We start from the raw sequence: 15,019 nt of genomic DNA, 5'->3' as shown, positions 1-15,019 counted from the left end.
CGCTGTCTCAGACCGCGCTGCCCGCCTTCCAGTCGGACCACGACAGGTTCCAGCCGTTGAGCCCGTTCGACGGTTCCACGGTCCTCTCGCCGGAGTTCTTCACGATCACGACATCGCCGAGCAGGGAGCTCTCGTAGAACTTGTAGCCGTCCACGGAGCTGTCGTCCGCGCCCTTGGCGTCGTGCAGGCCGACGCAGCCGTGGCTGGTGTTCCGGCTGCCGAACACCGAGGTGGGCGCCCAGTAGTTGCCGTGCACGAAGGTGCCGGAGGTGGTCAGCCGCTGGGCGTGCGGGACGTCGGAGATGTCGTACTCGTCGCCGAGGCCGACCGTCGAGGACTCCATGCGGGTCTGCTTGAACCGCTCGCTGATCACCATGATCCCGGACCAGGTGGTGTGGTCGGAGTCGCCGCCGGAGACGGGGTACGTGGCGATCGTCTCGCCGTCCCTCCTGACCACCATCTCCTTGGTGGACAGGTCGACCGTGCTGATCTGCTCGCGGCCGATGTGGAAGGTGACGTCCTTGGACTGCACGCCGTAGACGCCGGCCGTGCCCTGGACGTCCTTGAGCCGCAGGCCGAGCGTGATCTTCGTGCCGGCCGCCCAGTAGGTCTCGGGCCGGAAGTCGAGCCGGGTGTCGCTGAACCAGTGGCCCACGATCTCGACCGCGGGTTCGGCGGTCACCGTGATCGCCTTCTGGACGGCGGCCCTGTCGGACACGGCGTGCGAGAAGTTGATGGAGACCGGCATGCCGACGCCGGAGGTGGTGTTCGCCTCGGGGGTGAACCAGCCCACGAACGTCTCGCCGGGGGACTTCGTCGTGAAGGCCGCCGTCTCCTCGGTGCCGTCCTGTGCGGTGACCGCGACCGTGTACCTGGTGCCCGAGTAGGGGTTCGTCGTCGAAGTCCATGTGGTCTTCGCGTCGTTGAGCGACCCGGCCAGCGTGGAGCCGTCGTTGCCGGTCACCTTCACGGAGGCCAGGGTGCCGTCGGTCACGGTGACCTCGACGGGGGTGGCGAAGTCGGCCTTCCTGGTCCCGTCGGCGGGGGTGACCGTGATGGCCGCCTTCTCCGCGGCCACCTGGGCGGACGCGGTCGACGTCCCCTCCGAGGCGTCCGCGGATCCGCTGCAGCCCGTCAGGACGACGGCCGCCGGCACGGCACCCAGGGCGGCGAGCATCCCGCGCCGGGACCACCTCTCCGGCTGTCGCTCGGACCGGTTCGATATGTGCGGGACGCCCACGGCACACCTTCCTGAGATATCCACCTTTGCGGGTGCATCGTGCGCCTCGTACCTGGGTTGATCCTTTGAAACGGTGGATGACTGTCTGAGATTCCGGTAAGGAGTCGCTGAAACGGGACTCGCAGGTGTCGTTCTCGCACCGCGCGGCCGACCGGTTCCGCCGGTCGTTCAGCGGGCACTACGTGGGGGCTTCCACCGTCGAGGCCGTCACCCGCATCGCCGGCGACCGGGGCGTTTCACGCGCCCAGGCCTGTCTCCTGGCCCAGGACACCGTGGTCGCCCCGGGGACGCGCGAGGTGCCCGGGCGCTCGCCGGGAGCGTCCGGGCACCGTACGCCGCAGCCGTCAGACCTTCGTGGGCACGGACGGCTGGGCCGCGGCCGCCTCCCGCAGCCCGAACCGGTCGTGCACCCGGCGCAGCGGCCCGGGCGCCCACCAGGCGCGCCGGCCGAGCAGCGCCATGGTCGCCGGGACCAGCAGCATCCGTACGACCGTCGCGTCGATCAGCACCGCCAGGGTCAGGCCGAGGCCGATCTGGAGGATGGGGGAGAACCCGCCGGTCATGAAGGCGCCGAACACGACCGCGAGGAGCAGGGCGGCACAGGTGACGACCCGCCCGGAGCGGCGCAGCCCGGTCACCACGGCCTCGTGGTCGTCCCCGGTGCGCTGCCGCGCCTCCCGCATCCGGGCCAGGATGAACAGCTCGTAGTCCATGGCGAGCCCGAACGCGATCGACACGATCAGCGGCGGTGCGGTCAGGCTCAGCGCGCCCAGCCCCTCGCCGCCGAGCAGTCCGGCGCCGTGGCCGTCCTGGAAGACCCACACCACCACGCCGAGCGCCGCGCCCAGACTGAGCAGAGTGGTCGCGATCGTGCGCAGCGGGATCAGCACCGAGCCGGTGAAGGCGAACAGCAGGACGAAGATGCCGGCCAGGACGGTGAGGGCCGCCCAGGGCGCCCGGTCGGCGAGCATCGCGCGGAAGTCGACCAGCCGGGCCGCGACCCCGGTCACCTCGGCGGGCTCGGTGCCGCGCACGTCCCGTACCCGCTCGACGAGGTCGGTGGCCGCCCTGCCGTCCACGCTGCCGGGCGGTTGCAGCTCTACGACTGTGTTGCCGCCCGGCAGTGCGCGGGACTCGGAGTTCGGGACCAGGGTGCGGATGCGGTCGGCGGTCGCGGTGTCGGTGCCGGGCTTCAGGACGACGGTCACGGGGGAGACGCCGGTGCCCTTCGGGAAGTGCGCGTCGACGGTGTCGTACAACTGCCGTGCCTCGGTACCGGAAGGCAGCTGCCGGGCGTCGCCGATGGCGATCCGCAGGCCGGTCACGGGCAGGGCGAGGAGCAGCAGGGCCGGCACGACGGTGACCAGGACGGCGATCCGGCGGCGCTGCGCGAAGCGGGCGAGGCGGGCGAAGACCCGGCCCTCCTCGTCCTGGGAGCGTGCCTTCGAGGGCCGGATCCTGCCCCCGAACTTCGTGAGCAGCGCGGGCAGCAGCGTGACCGCGGCCAGCATGTCGACCACCACGACGGCGGCGACGGCCAGGCCCATGCTGCGCAGGAACACGCTCGGGAAGACCAGCAGGCCGGTCAGGCTGACGGCCACGGTGAGCCCGGAGAACAGCACGGTCCGGCCGGCCGCGTCGACTGTGCGGTGCACGGCCTCGATGACGTCCTCGGTGTGCCGTCGTTCCTCGCGGAAGCGGACCAGCATCAACAGGGCGTAGTCGATGGCGAGTCCGAGGCCCAGCATGGTGGTGACCTGGATCGCGTACACCGAGATGTCGGTGACCTGACTGAAGGCGAACAGTCCCAGGAAGGCACCCGCGATCCCGCTCACCGCGATCACCAGCGGCAGCGCGGCGGCGCGCAGTCCGCCGAACACGACGAGCAGCAGGGCGAGTACGACCGGCAGCGAGATCAACTCGGCGTTCTTCACATCCTCCTGGGCGCGCTCGCCGAGCTGCCGCCCGAGCAGTTCGCCGCCGCTGACGTGGACGTCGGGCGCGTCGATCCGCTTGATGGTCTCGACGGCCGAGTCCGTCGCCTCCTCCTCGGCCTCGTCGCTCAGGCCGCCCTCGAAGGTGACGGGGACGACGAGGGCCCGGCCGTCGCGGGCAGTGAGACCGGGCGTGGTGTACGGGTCCGGTACCTCGGCCACCCCGGCGATCCTCCGGACCTCGGCGACGGTCCGCTCGACCTGGGCGCGCAGGGCGGCGTCGGAGACCGGCACGCCCGCGACGACCGCGGTGACGGACTCGCCGGTCGGGTCCACGCCGGAGAGATAGTCGTCGGCCATGTCGGACTCGGTGCCGGGCACGTCGGGCACGTCGTCGGAGAGATCGGCGAAGACGCCCGTCCCGAGGCCGAAGCCCAGCAGCAGGAAGGCGGCCCAGAGGCCGATGACGGTCAGCGGGCGGCGGGTCGCTGCCCGGGCGAGGGTGGAGAGCACGGTCGCCTCCCGGCGGGTCGAGGAGTGATACCGCCCCAGATTCGTGCCGCGGGCGTGATCACCGGATCGCCGGGGCGGGCGGTTTCCGGGCCTCCGCCGTACGGGTGAGACGGGGCGCTCTCTCACTCCTCGGAGGGAGGAATCTCCGGTACCGGTCGCGGAGTTGACCGAGGAGACACCATCGAGGAGGCCGTATGTCCGAGGTACCACCCACCGTCCGTGAACTCCGGCTCGTCGTCACGGCGGAGGACTACGACGAGGCGCTGCGCTTCTACCGGGACGTCCTCGGGCTGCCCGAACGGGCCGCGTTCTCCTCACCCGACGGGCGGGTCACGATTCTGGAGGCGGGGCGGGCGACGCTGGAGCTGACCGACCCGAACCATGCGGCGTTCATCGACGAGGTCGAGGTGGGGCGGCGGGTCGCGGGGCACATCCGGGTGGCGTTCGAGGTGGACGACTCGGCCCTCACGACGGCCAGGCTGGCGGAGGCCGGGGCGGAGGTGGTCGCCGAACCGACTCGCACGCCCTGGAACTCGCTGAACTCCCGCCTGGAAGCGCCGGGTTCGCTTCAGCTGACCCTCTTCACCGAACTCGGGGACTAGGGGGCACCCGGCGCCACCAGACCCGTCTCGTACGCGCAGATCACCGCCTGGACCCGGTCCCGCAGGCCCAGCTTGCTCAGGACGTTGCTGACGTGTGTCTTCACCGTGTGCTCGCTGACGAACAGTGTTGTCGCGATCTCCGCGTTGGACAGGCCCCGCGCCAGCATCCGCAGGGTCTCCACCTCGCGGGCCGTCAGGACGTCCAGGCGGTCGGGGGTGGCCCCGGTGGCGGCCTCCTCGCGGCGGCGGCGCACGATGTCGGCGACCAGGCGGCGGGTGACGGCCGGCGCGAGCAGGGAGTCGCCGCCCGCGACCACGCGGACCGCGTGCACGAGGTCGTCCCGGCGCACGTCCTTGAGGAGGAAGCCGCTGGCCCCCGCGTAGAGCGCGTCGTACACGTACTCGTCGAGGTCGAACGTGGTCAGCATGACCACCCTGCAGCTCGACTGCGCGCACACCCGCCGGGCCGCCTCCAGGCCGTCCATGACCGGCATCCGGATGTCGAGGAGCAGCACGTCGGGGGAGTGCCGGCGCACCGCGTCGACCGCCTCGGCGCCGTCCCCGGCCTCGGCGACCACCTCGATGTCCTGCTGCGCCTCCAGGATCATGCTGAAGCCGCTGCGGACCAGTTCCTGGTCGTCGGCGACGACCACCCGGATGCTCACCCGAGGGCCGCTTCCCGGTCCGCGCCGGCGGGCAGTCGTACGACGACCCGGAAGCCCCCCTCCGGACCCGTCCCGGTCTCCGCGCTGCCCCCGCAGGTGGCCGCCCGCTCCCGGAGACCGATGAGTCCGTGCCCGCCGTCCGAGCGTGCCGGTCCCCTGCCGTCGTCGGTCACCGTGAGGGTCAACTCCGCCTCCGCCCAGTCGAGTTCCACCTGTGCGGAGGAAGCGTACGCGTGCTTCACCGTGTTGGTCAGGGCTTCCTGCACCGCGCGATAGGCGGCGACCTCGGTGTCCGGGGGGAGGGGGCGCGGTCGGCCCCGTACGCTCAACCCGACGTGCAGGCCCGTCGAGTCGGAGACCTGCCGGACCAGGTCGGGCAGCCCGGCGAGGTCCGGCTGGGGCAGCCTTGCGGCACCGCCACGGCGCTCCTCCTCCTTCAACACCCCTAGAATTCGCCGCAGTTGGGTCATCGCGTCCCGTCCGCTGGCCGCGATCGCGTCGAACGCCGCCTCGGCGCGGTCCGGATCGCTGCGCACCACGACCGGGCCCGCCTCCGCCTGGACGACCATCAGGCTCACCGCGTGCGCGAGGATGTCGTGCATGTCCCGGGCGATCCGGGACCGTTCCTGAGCGATGGCCCGCGCGGTCTCCGCGGCCCGCTCCCGCTCCAGCCGGCCGGCCCGGTCCTCGACGGCGGCGGTGTACGCGCGCTGCACGCGGGCCAGTACGCCGAGGCCGTAGGCGCAGATCATGCCGGTGAGGTGGAAGGCGTACTCGAAGGGCTCGGAGTGCTCCCTGTGCTGCATGGTAAGCACGGCCCCGAGCAGCCAGCACGCCAGCATCGTGCGGCGCTGCCAGGGCAGGCCCAGGGCGGCCATCGTGTAGAGGACGACGAAGCCGCCGTAGAGCACGTCGGGCGGTGGCGCGTGGTAGTAGGCCATCGCCGTGGTGGCCGCCGAGACCGCCAGGGCGCACGCGTAGGGGGAGCGGCGCCGCCAGATGAGGGGGACGGCGGTGGCGGCCCCCAGCAGCCAGCCCACCAGGCTCAGGCGGTCGTCCCCCTCGTCCGGGAACATCCACTGCAGTGACGCGGCGAACAGCACCAGCACGGCGAGCGCGCTGTCGACGGCGTACGGGTTCGTCGTCCTCAGGCGGGTCACGACGGGGGCGTACCAGGACCGGGCGGCGGACATGAGCGGCTCCTCGGGGCCGGGGCCGTTCCAGTATCACGACGCCGACGCGGCCGGGACCTCACCGGTGAGAGGGATATCCGGCACCCGAACGGGGCGGGACCGTGGGCTGCCAGCCCAGGGCCCGCGAGATTCCGAGCGCCGCGAGCCGTACCGCGGGGATCAACGCCGGCACCTGGGCGTCGGCCTGGGGCACCACGACCGACACGGCCGCGACCACCGTCCCGTCGGGCCCGCACACGGGGGCGGCCACCGAGAGGGCGTCGTCGGTGACCTGACGACTGCTCACCGCGACGCCGGTGCGCCGGACCTCGGCGAGCACCCGGCGCAGTTTCGCCGGTTCGGTGATCGTGTACGGCGTGAAGACGGCGAGCGGGGCCGCGCAGTACTCCTCCTGCTCCCAAGGCTCGCAGTGCGCCAGCAGCACCAGGCCGACCCCGGTGGCGTGCAGCGGCCAGCGCGCCCCCACCCTGATGTGCACGCCGACCGACGAACGCCCCGCGATCCACTCGATGTAGACGACGTCCGAGCCGTCCCGCACCGCCAACTGCACGTTCTCGTGGGTGGCTTCGTACAGGTCCTCCAGATACGGCAGCGCCAGCTGCCGGAGCGCGACCCCGCGCGGCGCGAGCGCGGCGACCTCCCACAGCCGCAGCCCGACGTGGTAGACGCCCGCGTCGTCCCGCTCCAGAGCGCCCCAGTCGGTCAGCGCGCCCACCAGTCGGTGGGTGGTGGTCAGGGTCAGCCCCGCGCGCCGGCTGATGTCGGTCAGGGACAGCGCCGGGTGGTCGTGGTCGAAGGCGGCGAGCACGGACAGCAGCCGGTCCGGCGCCGAGCGTACGGTCATGGCTGGTCGGCGACCCTCAGCAGGAGGGCCTGGAGTGCCTCGCGCTCGGCGGGGTCGAGCGGGGCGAGCAGGTCGTTGGTCACCCGCCGGCCGGCCTCGTCGGTGCCGCGCAGGAACCCGCGGCCTTCCTCGGTGAGCACGACGATCTTGCTGCGGCGGTCGTCGGGGGAGGGGCGGCGCTCGGTCAGGCCCAGTTTCTCCAGGTCGTCGACCAGGCCGACGATCGCGCTGGGGTCGTAGCCGAGCCGGGTGCTCAGCTCCCGCTGGAGGGCGCCCGCGGACCCGGCGAGATAGCGCAGCACCGCGTAGTGGCGCAGGCGCAGCCCCGACTCCTGGAGGAACGTGTTGAACAGCTGACCCGAGCGCAGGCCCAGGCGGTACAGCAGGTAACCGGTGTCCGCGTGCAGCCCGCGCATCCACGGCTCCTCCGAGTCGATGGGCTTCGGGGTGACGTGCTGGCGTGTGATGGCGGGCTCCTCGTGCTCGGTGTGTCAGGGAGATTCCAGCATGACGCACCCGAAGGTCTCCAACAACTATTGACGTCACCAATTATTGCTCTTAGCTTCGATCTCGTAGCCGCACCCCGTGTGAACCCATGAAGGGACCCGCTCGTGTCCAGCATCGATCTCTCCGGCAAGGTCGCCGTCGTCACCGGCAGCGGCCGGGGCCTCGGCCTCGCCTACGCGCACGCCCTCGCCGCCCACGGCGCCTCCGTGGTCGTCAACGACGTCGACGAGGCGGTCGCCGAGCAGGCCGTGAAGTCCATCACGGAGGCGGGCGGCACCGCCGTCGCCGAGGTGGTCCCGGTCGGCACCACCGAGGCCGCCGAGCGGCTGGTGGGCCGGGCGGTGGAGGAGTTCGGACGGCTCGACATCCTGGTCACCAACGCCGGCATCCTGCGGGACAAGGTGCTGTGGAAGATGACCGACGACGACTTCGACGCGGTGATCACGACCCACCTCAAGGGCACCTTCACCTGCGCCCGCGCCGCCGCGGTCCGCATGCGCGAGCAGGGCGAGGGCGGCTCCCTGATCCTGGTCGGCTCCCCGGCCGGGCAGCGCGGCAACTTCGGACAGACGAACTACGCCGCCGCCAAGGCCGGCATCGCCGCCTTCGCCCGCACCTGGTCCATGGAACTGGGCCGCGCCGGCATCACCGTCAACGCGATCGTGCCGGTCGCCGCGACCGCGATGACCGAGACGATCCCCGCCTTCGCCCCGTACATCGAGGCCATGAAGAACGGTGAGGCGCTCCCCGACTTCCTCCGCAAGGGCGAGGGCTTCGGCACCCCCGAGGACTGCGCGGCCCTCGTCCCCTTCCTCGCCTCCGAGGCCGCCCGGGGCATCACCGGGCAGGCCATCGGCATCGGCGGCGACAAGGTGGCACTCTGGTCCCATCCGCAGGAGATCAGGGCGGCCTACGCCGACGGCGGCTGGACCCCCGACACCCTGGCCGACGCCTTCCCGACGTCGGTGGGCGCCGAACTCCAGACGGTCGGCATCCCGGCACCGAAGCTTCCGGAGGCGTGATGGACCTCTCCATGAACGTCGAGGACCTCGTCGCGATCGACGTCCACACCCACGCGGAGGTGTCCTCCAAGGGCCACTCCTCCCTGGACGACGACCTGCACGACGCCTCCTCGGCCTACTTCAAGGTCGAGGGCAAGCGGAAGCCGACCTTGGAGGAGACCGCCGCCTACTACCGCGAGCGGAAGATGGCCGCCGTGATCTTCACGGTGGACGCCGAGTCCGCGACCGGCACGGCGCCGGTCCCGAACGAGGAGGTCGCCGAGGCGGCGGCCGCCAACGCGGACGTCCTCATCCCCTTCGCGTCCATCGACCCGTTCCGGGGTAAGGCGGGCGTGAAGCAGGCCCGGCGCCTGGTCGAGGAGTACGGGGTGAAGGGCTTCAAGTTCCACCCCAGCATCCAGGGCTTCTTCCCCAACGACCGCTCGGTCGCCTATGCCCTCTACGAGGTCATCGAGGAGACCGGCACCATCGCCCTCTTCCACACCGGCCAGACCGGCATCGGAGCGGGCGTCCCCGGCGGGGGCGGCATCCGCCTGAAGTACTCCAACCCGCTCCACGTGGACGACGTGGCGGCCGACTTCCCGCATCTGAAGATCATCCTGGCGCACCCGTCCTTCCCCTGGCAGGACGAGGCCCTCGCCGTCGCCACGCACAAGCCGGGCGTGCACATCGACCTGTCCGGCTGGTCGCCGAAGTACTTCCCGCCGCAGCTCGTGCAGTACGCGAACACCCTGCTCAAGGACAAGGTCCTCTTCGGCTCCGACTTCCCCGTCCTCACCCCCGACCGCTGGCTCGCCGACTTCGGGAAGCTGTCGATCAAGGACGAGGTGAAGCCGAAGATCCTCAAGGAGAACGCCGCCCGTCTGCTCGGGCTCACCAAGCCATAAGGGGCCTCAGATGCGCAACGAGGGACTGGGCTCATGGCCCGCACGCCGGGCCCGCAAGACCCCGCACCGCACCGCCCTGATCCACGGCGACACGACGTTCACGTACGCCGAACTGCACACCCGCGTCACCCGCCTCGCGCACGCCCTGCGCGCCCGGGGCATCCGGCGCGGCGACCGCGTCGCCTACCTCGGCCCGAACCACCCCTCCTACCTGGAGACGCTGTTCGCGGCCGGCTCCCTGGGCGCGGTCTTCGTCCCCCTCAACACCCGCCTCGCCGGGCCGGAGATCGGTTACCAGCTGTCCGACTCCGGGGCCAGGGCACTGGTATACGGCCCCTCGCACGCGGGACTCGTCGCCGGACTGCCGGGCAGCACCGACGTCCGTACCTACGTCGAAGTCGGCGCCGAATACGAGCAGTTGCTCGCCGGGTCGGCGGCGGAACCGATCGACGAGCCGGTCACCGCCGACGACACCTGCATCATCATGTACACCTCGGGCACGACCGGCCGTCCCAAGGGCGCCATGCTCACCCACGGCAATCTGACCTGGAACGCGATCAACGTCCTCGTCGACACCGACCTGATCTCCGACGAACGCGCCCTGGTCTCCGCGCCGTTGTTCCACACGGCCGGCCTGAACATGCTGACGCTGCCCGTGCTCCTGAAGGGCGGCACCTGTGTCCTGGTCGAGGCCTTCGAGCCGAACGCGACCTTCGACCTGATCGAACAGCACCGGATCACCTTCATGTTCGGGGTGCCGACGATGTTCGAGCAGGTGGCGAGGCACCCGCGCTGGGCGGACGCGGACCTGTCCTCCCTGCGGATCCTGACCTGCGGCGGCTCCCCGGTGTCGACGCCCCTGATCGCCGCGTACCAGGAGCGCGGGCTCACCTTCCTCCAGGGCTACGGCATGACCGAGGCCTCTCCCGGAACCCTGTTCCTGGACGCCGAGCACGCCATCAGCAAGGCGGGTTCGGCGGGCGTGCCGCACTTCTTCAGCGATGTCCGGGTCGTACGGCCGGACCTGGCGCCCGTCGACGTCGACGAGACCGGCGAGGTCGTGCTCCGGGGGCCGCACGTCATGCCCGGCTACTGGGGGCTGCCCGAGGAGACCGCCGCCTCCTTCGCGGACGGCTGGTTCCGCAGCGGGGACGCGGCCCGCGTCGACGAGGACGGATACGTCTTCATCGTCGACCGCATCAAGGACATGATCATCTCCGGTGGCGAGAACATCTACCCCGCCGAGATCGAGGACCTGCTCCTCGGCCATCCGGACATCGCCGAGTGCGCGGTCATCGGTGTCCAGGACGACAAGTGGGGCGAGGTGCCACGGGCGGTCGTCGTGCCGCGCGAGGGCGCCACCCCCGATCCCGACGAGGTCCTGGCCTCCCTGGCCGGACGGCTCGCCAAGTACAAGATCCCCAAGTCGGTGGTGATCGCGGACGGACTCCCGCGCACCGCCTCCGGAAAGCTCCTCAAGTCCCGGGTGCGCAAGCGCTTCGGCTCCAACTCTTAGGTAAGGACAGCTACATGAGCGTCACCGTCAACGGCCTCGACGAACTGAAGAAGCTCGCCGGCAGCGACCTCGGCACCAGCGAGTGGATCGAGGTCACCCAGGAGCGCATCAACACGTTCGCCGACGCCACGGGCGACCACCAGTGGATCCACGTGGACCCCGAGAAGGCGGCGGCAGGCCCCTTCGGCGCGCCCATCGCGCACGGCTACCTCACCCTCTCGCTGTTCATCCCGCTCTTCACCGAGCTGCTGGACGTCCAGGGCGTCACCACGAAGGTCAACTACGGCCTGAACAAGGTCCGTTTCCCCTCGCCGGTGAAGGTGGGCTCGCGCATCCGCCTCGTCGCCAAGCTCACGGACGTCGAGGAGGTCCCGGGCGGTGTGCAGGTCACCGTCGACGGGGCGATCGAGATCGAGGGCGGGGCCAAGCCGGCCGCGGTGCTGCAGAGCCTGTCGCGCTTCTACGCCTGACGGTAGGAGTACAGGGCCGTCGACAGAGCGCACACCCCGGGCGGGATCGTCCCCGCCCTGGGTGTGCCGCTGTCGACGCCCGGGGCGCACACCGGCACGGTGTCCGTCAGGCGCCCGCCACGTCGACGAAGACGGGGTTGGAATAGAACCACGTATCCGCCCACGGGTCACCGTTGCCGGGCTCGTGCGGAATCGGACCGTGCGGATCGACCGAGGCGCCGAGATACCCCGTACCGTGCCGCTTGCCGTCGCTGCCGCGCAGCCGGACGTAGAAGGACTCGTCCCCGGCGGTCAGCGGGATGCGCAGGGTGTACGTCCCCTTCCGGCCGGACACGTCCTTCGTCTGTACGACCTTGGTGTCGGGCGCCTTCCAGCCGTCCCGGTCGCTCACCGGACCCCGTACCGCGCCCCGGATCACGTCCACGTGCGCCAGCTCCGGCAGGATTCCCTGCGCGTTGGCCCGGGAGGCGCTGGTGACGGTGACGTACAGCGTGATCTTCTCGCCCTTGCGGACCCGCAGCCGCCCGCCCAGCGTGACCCCGTGGCCCAGGTCGCAGTCCCGCTTCACGCGGACGTCGAGTCCGTCGAGCAGATGCCCGTGGTCCACCCAGACCCGGCCCGCGCGCATCCCCGCCATCACCGCGCGGTAGCCGTAGCGGGTCACGCCGACGTGGGTGCGGCTGAACTCGCCCGGCCAGAAGTCGCTGCCGGGCTGCGGGGTGTCGGTGTTCACCGGGTCGGGCAGCCTGCCGGTGTTGTCGAAGTTCTGCCCGGCCGGCCAGTCGCCGTTCTTCCACGTGTCGAAGACCGTGCGGTGGTTGTCGGAGTTCGTGGTGATCGAGAACAGGCTGCCTTCTGCCAGCATCGAGTCCCACAGCCCGCCGACGGTCGCCGTCGCCCAGTCGAAGCCGCCGTACGTCAGATAGGCGTCCGTCGGATAGCCCGACCACGACTGCGCCGACGGCTTGTTCTCGTACTCGCCGCGGATCGAGGTCGCCCCGCGCCAGCCGGGGAGCGCCGCGCCCTGGGCGCCCGGCGCGCCCTCCATGCCGATCATGATCTCGGGGGCGGCGTCCCGCCAGCCCCGCATCTCGTGCGGGGAGTCGATGCCGAGCCGCAGCGGGTGGTTGGCGAGCACGAGGACGTCGTCGACGTAGCCCGAACGGCGCTGCTCCGCCAGCCACTTGATCGCCTTGACGGCGTGGGCCTCGTTGCGCGCGGTGTCGGCGGCGCCCGCGGACCCCTCGGTGTAGCCCAGGAGCTTGCCGTCGTAGGCGAGCTCGAACTGCGTGAGCAGGTCGGTCTCGTGCGGTCCTGGGGCCGCGAACACCGTGCAGTGCTCGGCGGCCGGGATGTACCACTCCAGGCCCTGGAAGATCAGCTGGCGCGGGTTCTCCGCGCGGGCCTTGACGATCTCCGCGTGCTCCATCCTGGCGCCGTAGTAGGCGTGCCCGAAGTTGGAGTGCTCGTTGAACACCATCCAGTCGAGGCCGTACTTTGCGGCGGCCTGCGCCTGCTGGGAGAACGTGTACTTCGCGTCGTGGCTGTACACGGAGTGGACGTGGTGGTCGCCCACCAGGTAGGCGAGGCGCGGGTCGTCGCCGCCGAAGCCCGGCTTCTCGGAGGAGGCGAACGCGGGCGTCGCCGCCGAGCCGAGGGCGAACGCGGCGCCGAACAGGCCCGCGCGGCGCAGGAGTCCGCGTCTCGACACGCCCTGGGCGTCGAGGTCGGCGGGGTTGACGGAGGGGTCGGCCCAGGAGGGCAGTTGCTGCTCGTTCATGGTGATTCCCGTCAGTGAGTCATGAAGGAGGAGACGGGCAGTGCGCGTCCGACGATCCGGACGTCGCCGAGACGGCCGTGCAGGATCTGGTCGATCCTGTCGGCGTACTCGTAGCCGCCGAGCAGCCAGGGCAGCCCGGCCGAGGCGATGCCGACAGCGGGGGCGTGCGGGTTGCGGGCGACGGGGCAGCCCTGGACGTACAGGATCGTGTGCCGCCCGTCGTTGACCACGGCCACGTGCCACCACTTCTCGCGGGCGGTCTCGTCCCCCCAGTTGGTGGCGAGCTGCTGCTGGTTGAGTGGATGCACCGCCCACTGCGGGCCCGGCCCGTCGGAGAGGGACAGCGTGGCCAGCGGTTCGTCCGGGTCGTCGGTGACCGTGCCGACGGAGCCGTTGCGGCCGGTGCGGCTGACGAGGCCGGACCAGGCGTTGTGCGAGGCGTCCCAGTCCTCGGGGAGCCAGTAGAACGCCTCGATGGTGTAACCGTCCTTGAAGGTGGCCGAGTTGAGCGGAGCCCCGTCGACCGTCCGCAGATACGCGCCCTTCAGCGGTGACTTGTAGCCCTGGAACTCCAGGCTGCCGTGGCCCGGCTGGTCGGGGTGGTGGTCGGCCGACCAGCCGAGGGAGCCGCCGCCCACCGAGACCACGGTGAGGTCGTTGCCGCGCCCGGACAGGTCACGGACGGTGCCGGAGACGGGCGAGTCGAAGCGCCAGTAGGCGGCCGTGTCCCGGATCAGCATCGCCGACGCGGGCCGCGCCGCACGCGCCGGCACCGGATCGAAGCCGGCGAACCGCGAGGCGAAGTCGATGTCGACGGAGAACCGGTCGGCGTCGCCGCTGAGTTCGATCTCCTGCCGCTCCAGCTCGTTGAGCCCCTTGGAGGCCCGGCCCAGGATCCACGGGGAGACCGTCTCCACGTCGATCACGTCGCGGTCGAGGTCGAAGCGGTACAGGCGGATCATGGCGGCGCCGCCGAAGTACCGGTTCTGGTAGTTCGTCAGGTGCAGGTGGACGTCGTTGCCCGCCGCGTTCCGGCGGGTCGCCCGGCCGGCCGGCCAGTAGTGCCCGTTGAGGGTGAGGAAGATCTGGTCGTGGTCCTTGACCAGCCGGTCCCACAGCTGCTGACCGTAGTCCGAGAGAGTGTCGTCCTCGACGACGAGCTCGTGCGTGGTCAGGACGACCGGCGTCCTCGGGTGGGCGGCCAGGACGCTCTTCGCCCAGGCGTACCCCTGGTCCGAAAGGCGCCAGTCCAGCGCGAGCACCATCCACTCGCGGCCCGCGGCCTCGAAGAGGTGGAAGGTGTTGTAGCCGTCGGGCGAGGCACCGCCGAAGGTCTTCCGGCCCTTGAACCGGTCGGGACCGAACACGTCCAGGTAGGGCGTCGCACCGCGCTGGTCGGTGGTGGACGACTTCACGTCGTGGTTGCCCGCGAGGACGCTGTAGCCGACACCCCGGCGGTCGAGCAGCTCGAACGCCTCGCCGATCGCGGCGCACTCGGGTGCCGCGCCGTTCTGCGTGAGGTCGCCGAGGTGGGACAGGAAGACGATGTTCTCGTCCTTCCCGTGTTCCAGCAGATACCGCAGCGAGGCCTCGACGGGAGCCTTGTCGATGCTCGGCCCGTCGAAGAGGTACTGCGTGTCGGGCATGACGGCGAGCGTGAAGCGCCGGCTCCGGGTGTCGGGACGATACCCGGACACCGCGGCCTCGGCCACGGTCGGCAGCGCGACGCCCGCCGTGGCGGCCGCGCCCAGCAGTGCCGTCGCCCGCAGGAAACTGCGCCGTCCGGCACCGGCCTGGGCGGCCTCGCCCTGATCGTGCTCATGCGAAGTGCACACGTGTGCTCCGT

The 15,019-nt window shown here is 71.2% G+C and carries 13 protein-coding genes; 5 read left to right on the top strand and 8 right to left on the bottom strand.

The features are described 5' to 3' along the window. Window positions 1–7 precede the first annotated feature (7 nt). Entirely contained in the window at window positions 8–1,240 is a 1,233-nt protein-coding gene (locus M2157_RS09800) for an Ig-like domain-containing protein (RefSeq protein ID WP_280861427.1), read from the bottom strand. 344 nt (window positions 1,241–1,584) lie between these two features. After that, complete coding sequence (locus M2157_RS09795) at window positions 1,585–3,687, bottom strand: MMPL family transporter (RefSeq protein ID WP_280861426.1); 2,103 nt, start codon at window positions 3,685–3,687, stop codon at window positions 1,585–1,587. A 194-nt stretch (window positions 3,688–3,881) separates the two neighbouring features. Here M2157_RS09795 and M2157_RS09790 point away from each other — a divergent pair, with 194 nt between their 5' ends. After that, entirely contained in the window at window positions 3,882–4,289 is a 408-nt protein-coding gene (locus tag M2157_RS09790; RefSeq protein ID WP_280861425.1) for a VOC family protein, read from the top strand. On the opposite strand, the gene M2157_RS09785 is transcribed toward M2157_RS09790, so the two are convergent. The 4 genes from M2157_RS09785 to M2157_RS09770 are packed head-to-tail and all read right to left on the bottom strand — an operon-like array spanning window position 4,286 to window position 7,407. Then, the gene (locus M2157_RS09785; protein WP_280865034.1) at window positions 4,286–4,954 is read right to left on the bottom strand and encodes a response regulator transcription factor; all 669 of its coding nucleotides are present in this window, start codon (window positions 4,952–4,954) and stop codon (window positions 4,286–4,288) included. The genes M2157_RS09790 and M2157_RS09785 overlap by 4 nt on opposite strands. Further along, the gene (locus M2157_RS09780; RefSeq protein ID WP_280865033.1) at window positions 4,951–6,147 is read right to left on the bottom strand and encodes a sensor histidine kinase; all 1,197 of its coding nucleotides are present in this window, start codon (window positions 6,145–6,147) and stop codon (window positions 4,951–4,953) included. The genes M2157_RS09785 and M2157_RS09780 overlap by 4 nt, the downstream gene beginning before the upstream one ends. Window positions 6,148–6,205: 58 nt before the next feature. Further along, a complete protein-coding gene (locus tag M2157_RS09775; RefSeq protein ID WP_280865032.1) occupies window positions 6,206–6,991 on the bottom strand; it encodes an IclR family transcriptional regulator in 786 nt (261 codons plus the stop codon). After that, window positions 6,988–7,407: a MarR family transcriptional regulator gene (locus M2157_RS09770; RefSeq protein WP_280861421.1), complete on the bottom strand. Its 420-nt coding sequence runs from the start codon at window positions 7,405–7,407 to the stop codon at window positions 6,988–6,990. Before M2157_RS09770 ends, M2157_RS09775 begins: the two co-directional genes overlap by 4 nt. 195 nt (window positions 7,408–7,602) lie before the next feature. Here M2157_RS09770 and M2157_RS09765 point away from each other — a divergent pair, with 195 nt between their 5' ends. Genes M2157_RS09765 through M2157_RS09750 form a run of 4 tightly spaced genes read left to right on the top strand, consistent with a single transcriptional unit; the run spans window position 7,603 to window position 11,393 of the window. Then, on the top strand, window positions 7,603–8,520 hold the full coding sequence (locus M2157_RS09765) for an SDR family oxidoreductase (RefSeq protein ID WP_280861420.1): 918 nt from the start codon (window positions 7,603–7,605) through the stop codon (window positions 8,518–8,520). Between the two features lie 11 nt (window positions 8,521–8,531). After that, entirely contained in the window at window positions 8,532–9,407 is an 876-nt protein-coding gene (locus M2157_RS09760) for an amidohydrolase family protein (RefSeq protein WP_280861419.1), read from the top strand. A 10-nt stretch (window positions 9,408–9,417) separates the two neighbouring features. Next, entirely contained in the window at window positions 9,418–10,923 is a 1,506-nt protein-coding gene (locus tag M2157_RS09755; RefSeq protein ID WP_280861418.1) for a long-chain fatty acid--CoA ligase, read from the top strand. 14 nt (window positions 10,924–10,937) lie between these two features. After that, window positions 10,938–11,393, top strand: a complete 456-nt coding sequence (locus M2157_RS09750) for a MaoC family dehydratase (protein WP_062047903.1) — start codon at window positions 10,938–10,940, stop codon at window positions 11,391–11,393. 106 nt (window positions 11,394–11,499) lie between these two features. On the opposite strand, the gene M2157_RS09745 is transcribed toward M2157_RS09750, so the two are convergent. Both M2157_RS09745 and M2157_RS09740 read right to left on the bottom strand, forming a co-directional pair. After that, a complete protein-coding gene (locus tag M2157_RS09745) occupies window positions 11,500–13,173 on the bottom strand; it encodes a PHP domain-containing protein (RefSeq protein WP_280865031.1) in 1,674 nt (557 codons plus the stop codon). A gap of 11 nt (window positions 13,174–13,184) precedes the next feature. Continuing rightward, window positions 13,185–15,008 carry a LamG-like jellyroll fold domain-containing protein gene (locus M2157_RS09740; RefSeq protein WP_280865029.1) on the bottom strand — a complete coding sequence of 608 codons (1,824 nt, stop codon included), beginning with the start codon at window positions 15,006–15,008 and terminating at the stop codon, window positions 13,185–13,187. Between the last annotated feature and the right edge of the window lie 11 nt (window positions 15,009–15,019).

The sequence above is a fragment of the Streptomyces sp. SAI-127 genome (genome assembly GCF_029894425.1).
Taxonomy (GTDB): domain Bacteria; phylum Actinomycetota; class Actinomycetes; order Streptomycetales; family Streptomycetaceae; genus Streptomyces.
This window is presented reverse-complemented; position numbering and strand designations above follow the sequence as displayed.

Coding starts and splice junctions, on each gene's coding strand:
- M2157_RS09790 (WP_280861425.1), top strand. CDS start 3,882: ATGTCCGAGGTACCACCCACCGTCCGTGAACTCCGGCTCGTCGTCACG.
- M2157_RS09780 (WP_280865033.1), bottom strand. CDS start 6,147: ATGTCCGCCGCCCGGTCCTGGTACGCCCCCGTCGTGACCCGCCTGAGG.
- M2157_RS09775 (WP_280865032.1), bottom strand. CDS start 6,991: ATGACCGTACGCTCGGCGCCGGACCGGCTGCTGTCCGTGCTCGCCGCC.
- M2157_RS09770 (WP_280861421.1), bottom strand. CDS start 7,407: ATGCGCGGGCTGCACGCGGACACCGGTTACCTGCTGTACCGCCTGGGC.
- M2157_RS09760 (WP_280861419.1), top strand. CDS start 8,532: ATGAACGTCGAGGACCTCGTCGCGATCGACGTCCACACCCACGCGGAG.
- M2157_RS09755 (WP_280861418.1), top strand. CDS start 9,418: ATGCGCAACGAGGGACTGGGCTCATGGCCCGCACGCCGGGCCCGCAAG.
- M2157_RS09750 (WP_062047903.1), top strand. CDS start 10,938: ATGAGCGTCACCGTCAACGGCCTCGACGAACTGAAGAAGCTCGCCGGC.
- M2157_RS09745 (WP_280865031.1), bottom strand. CDS start 13,173: ATGAACGAGCAGCAACTGCCCTCCTGGGCCGACCCCTCCGTCAACCCC.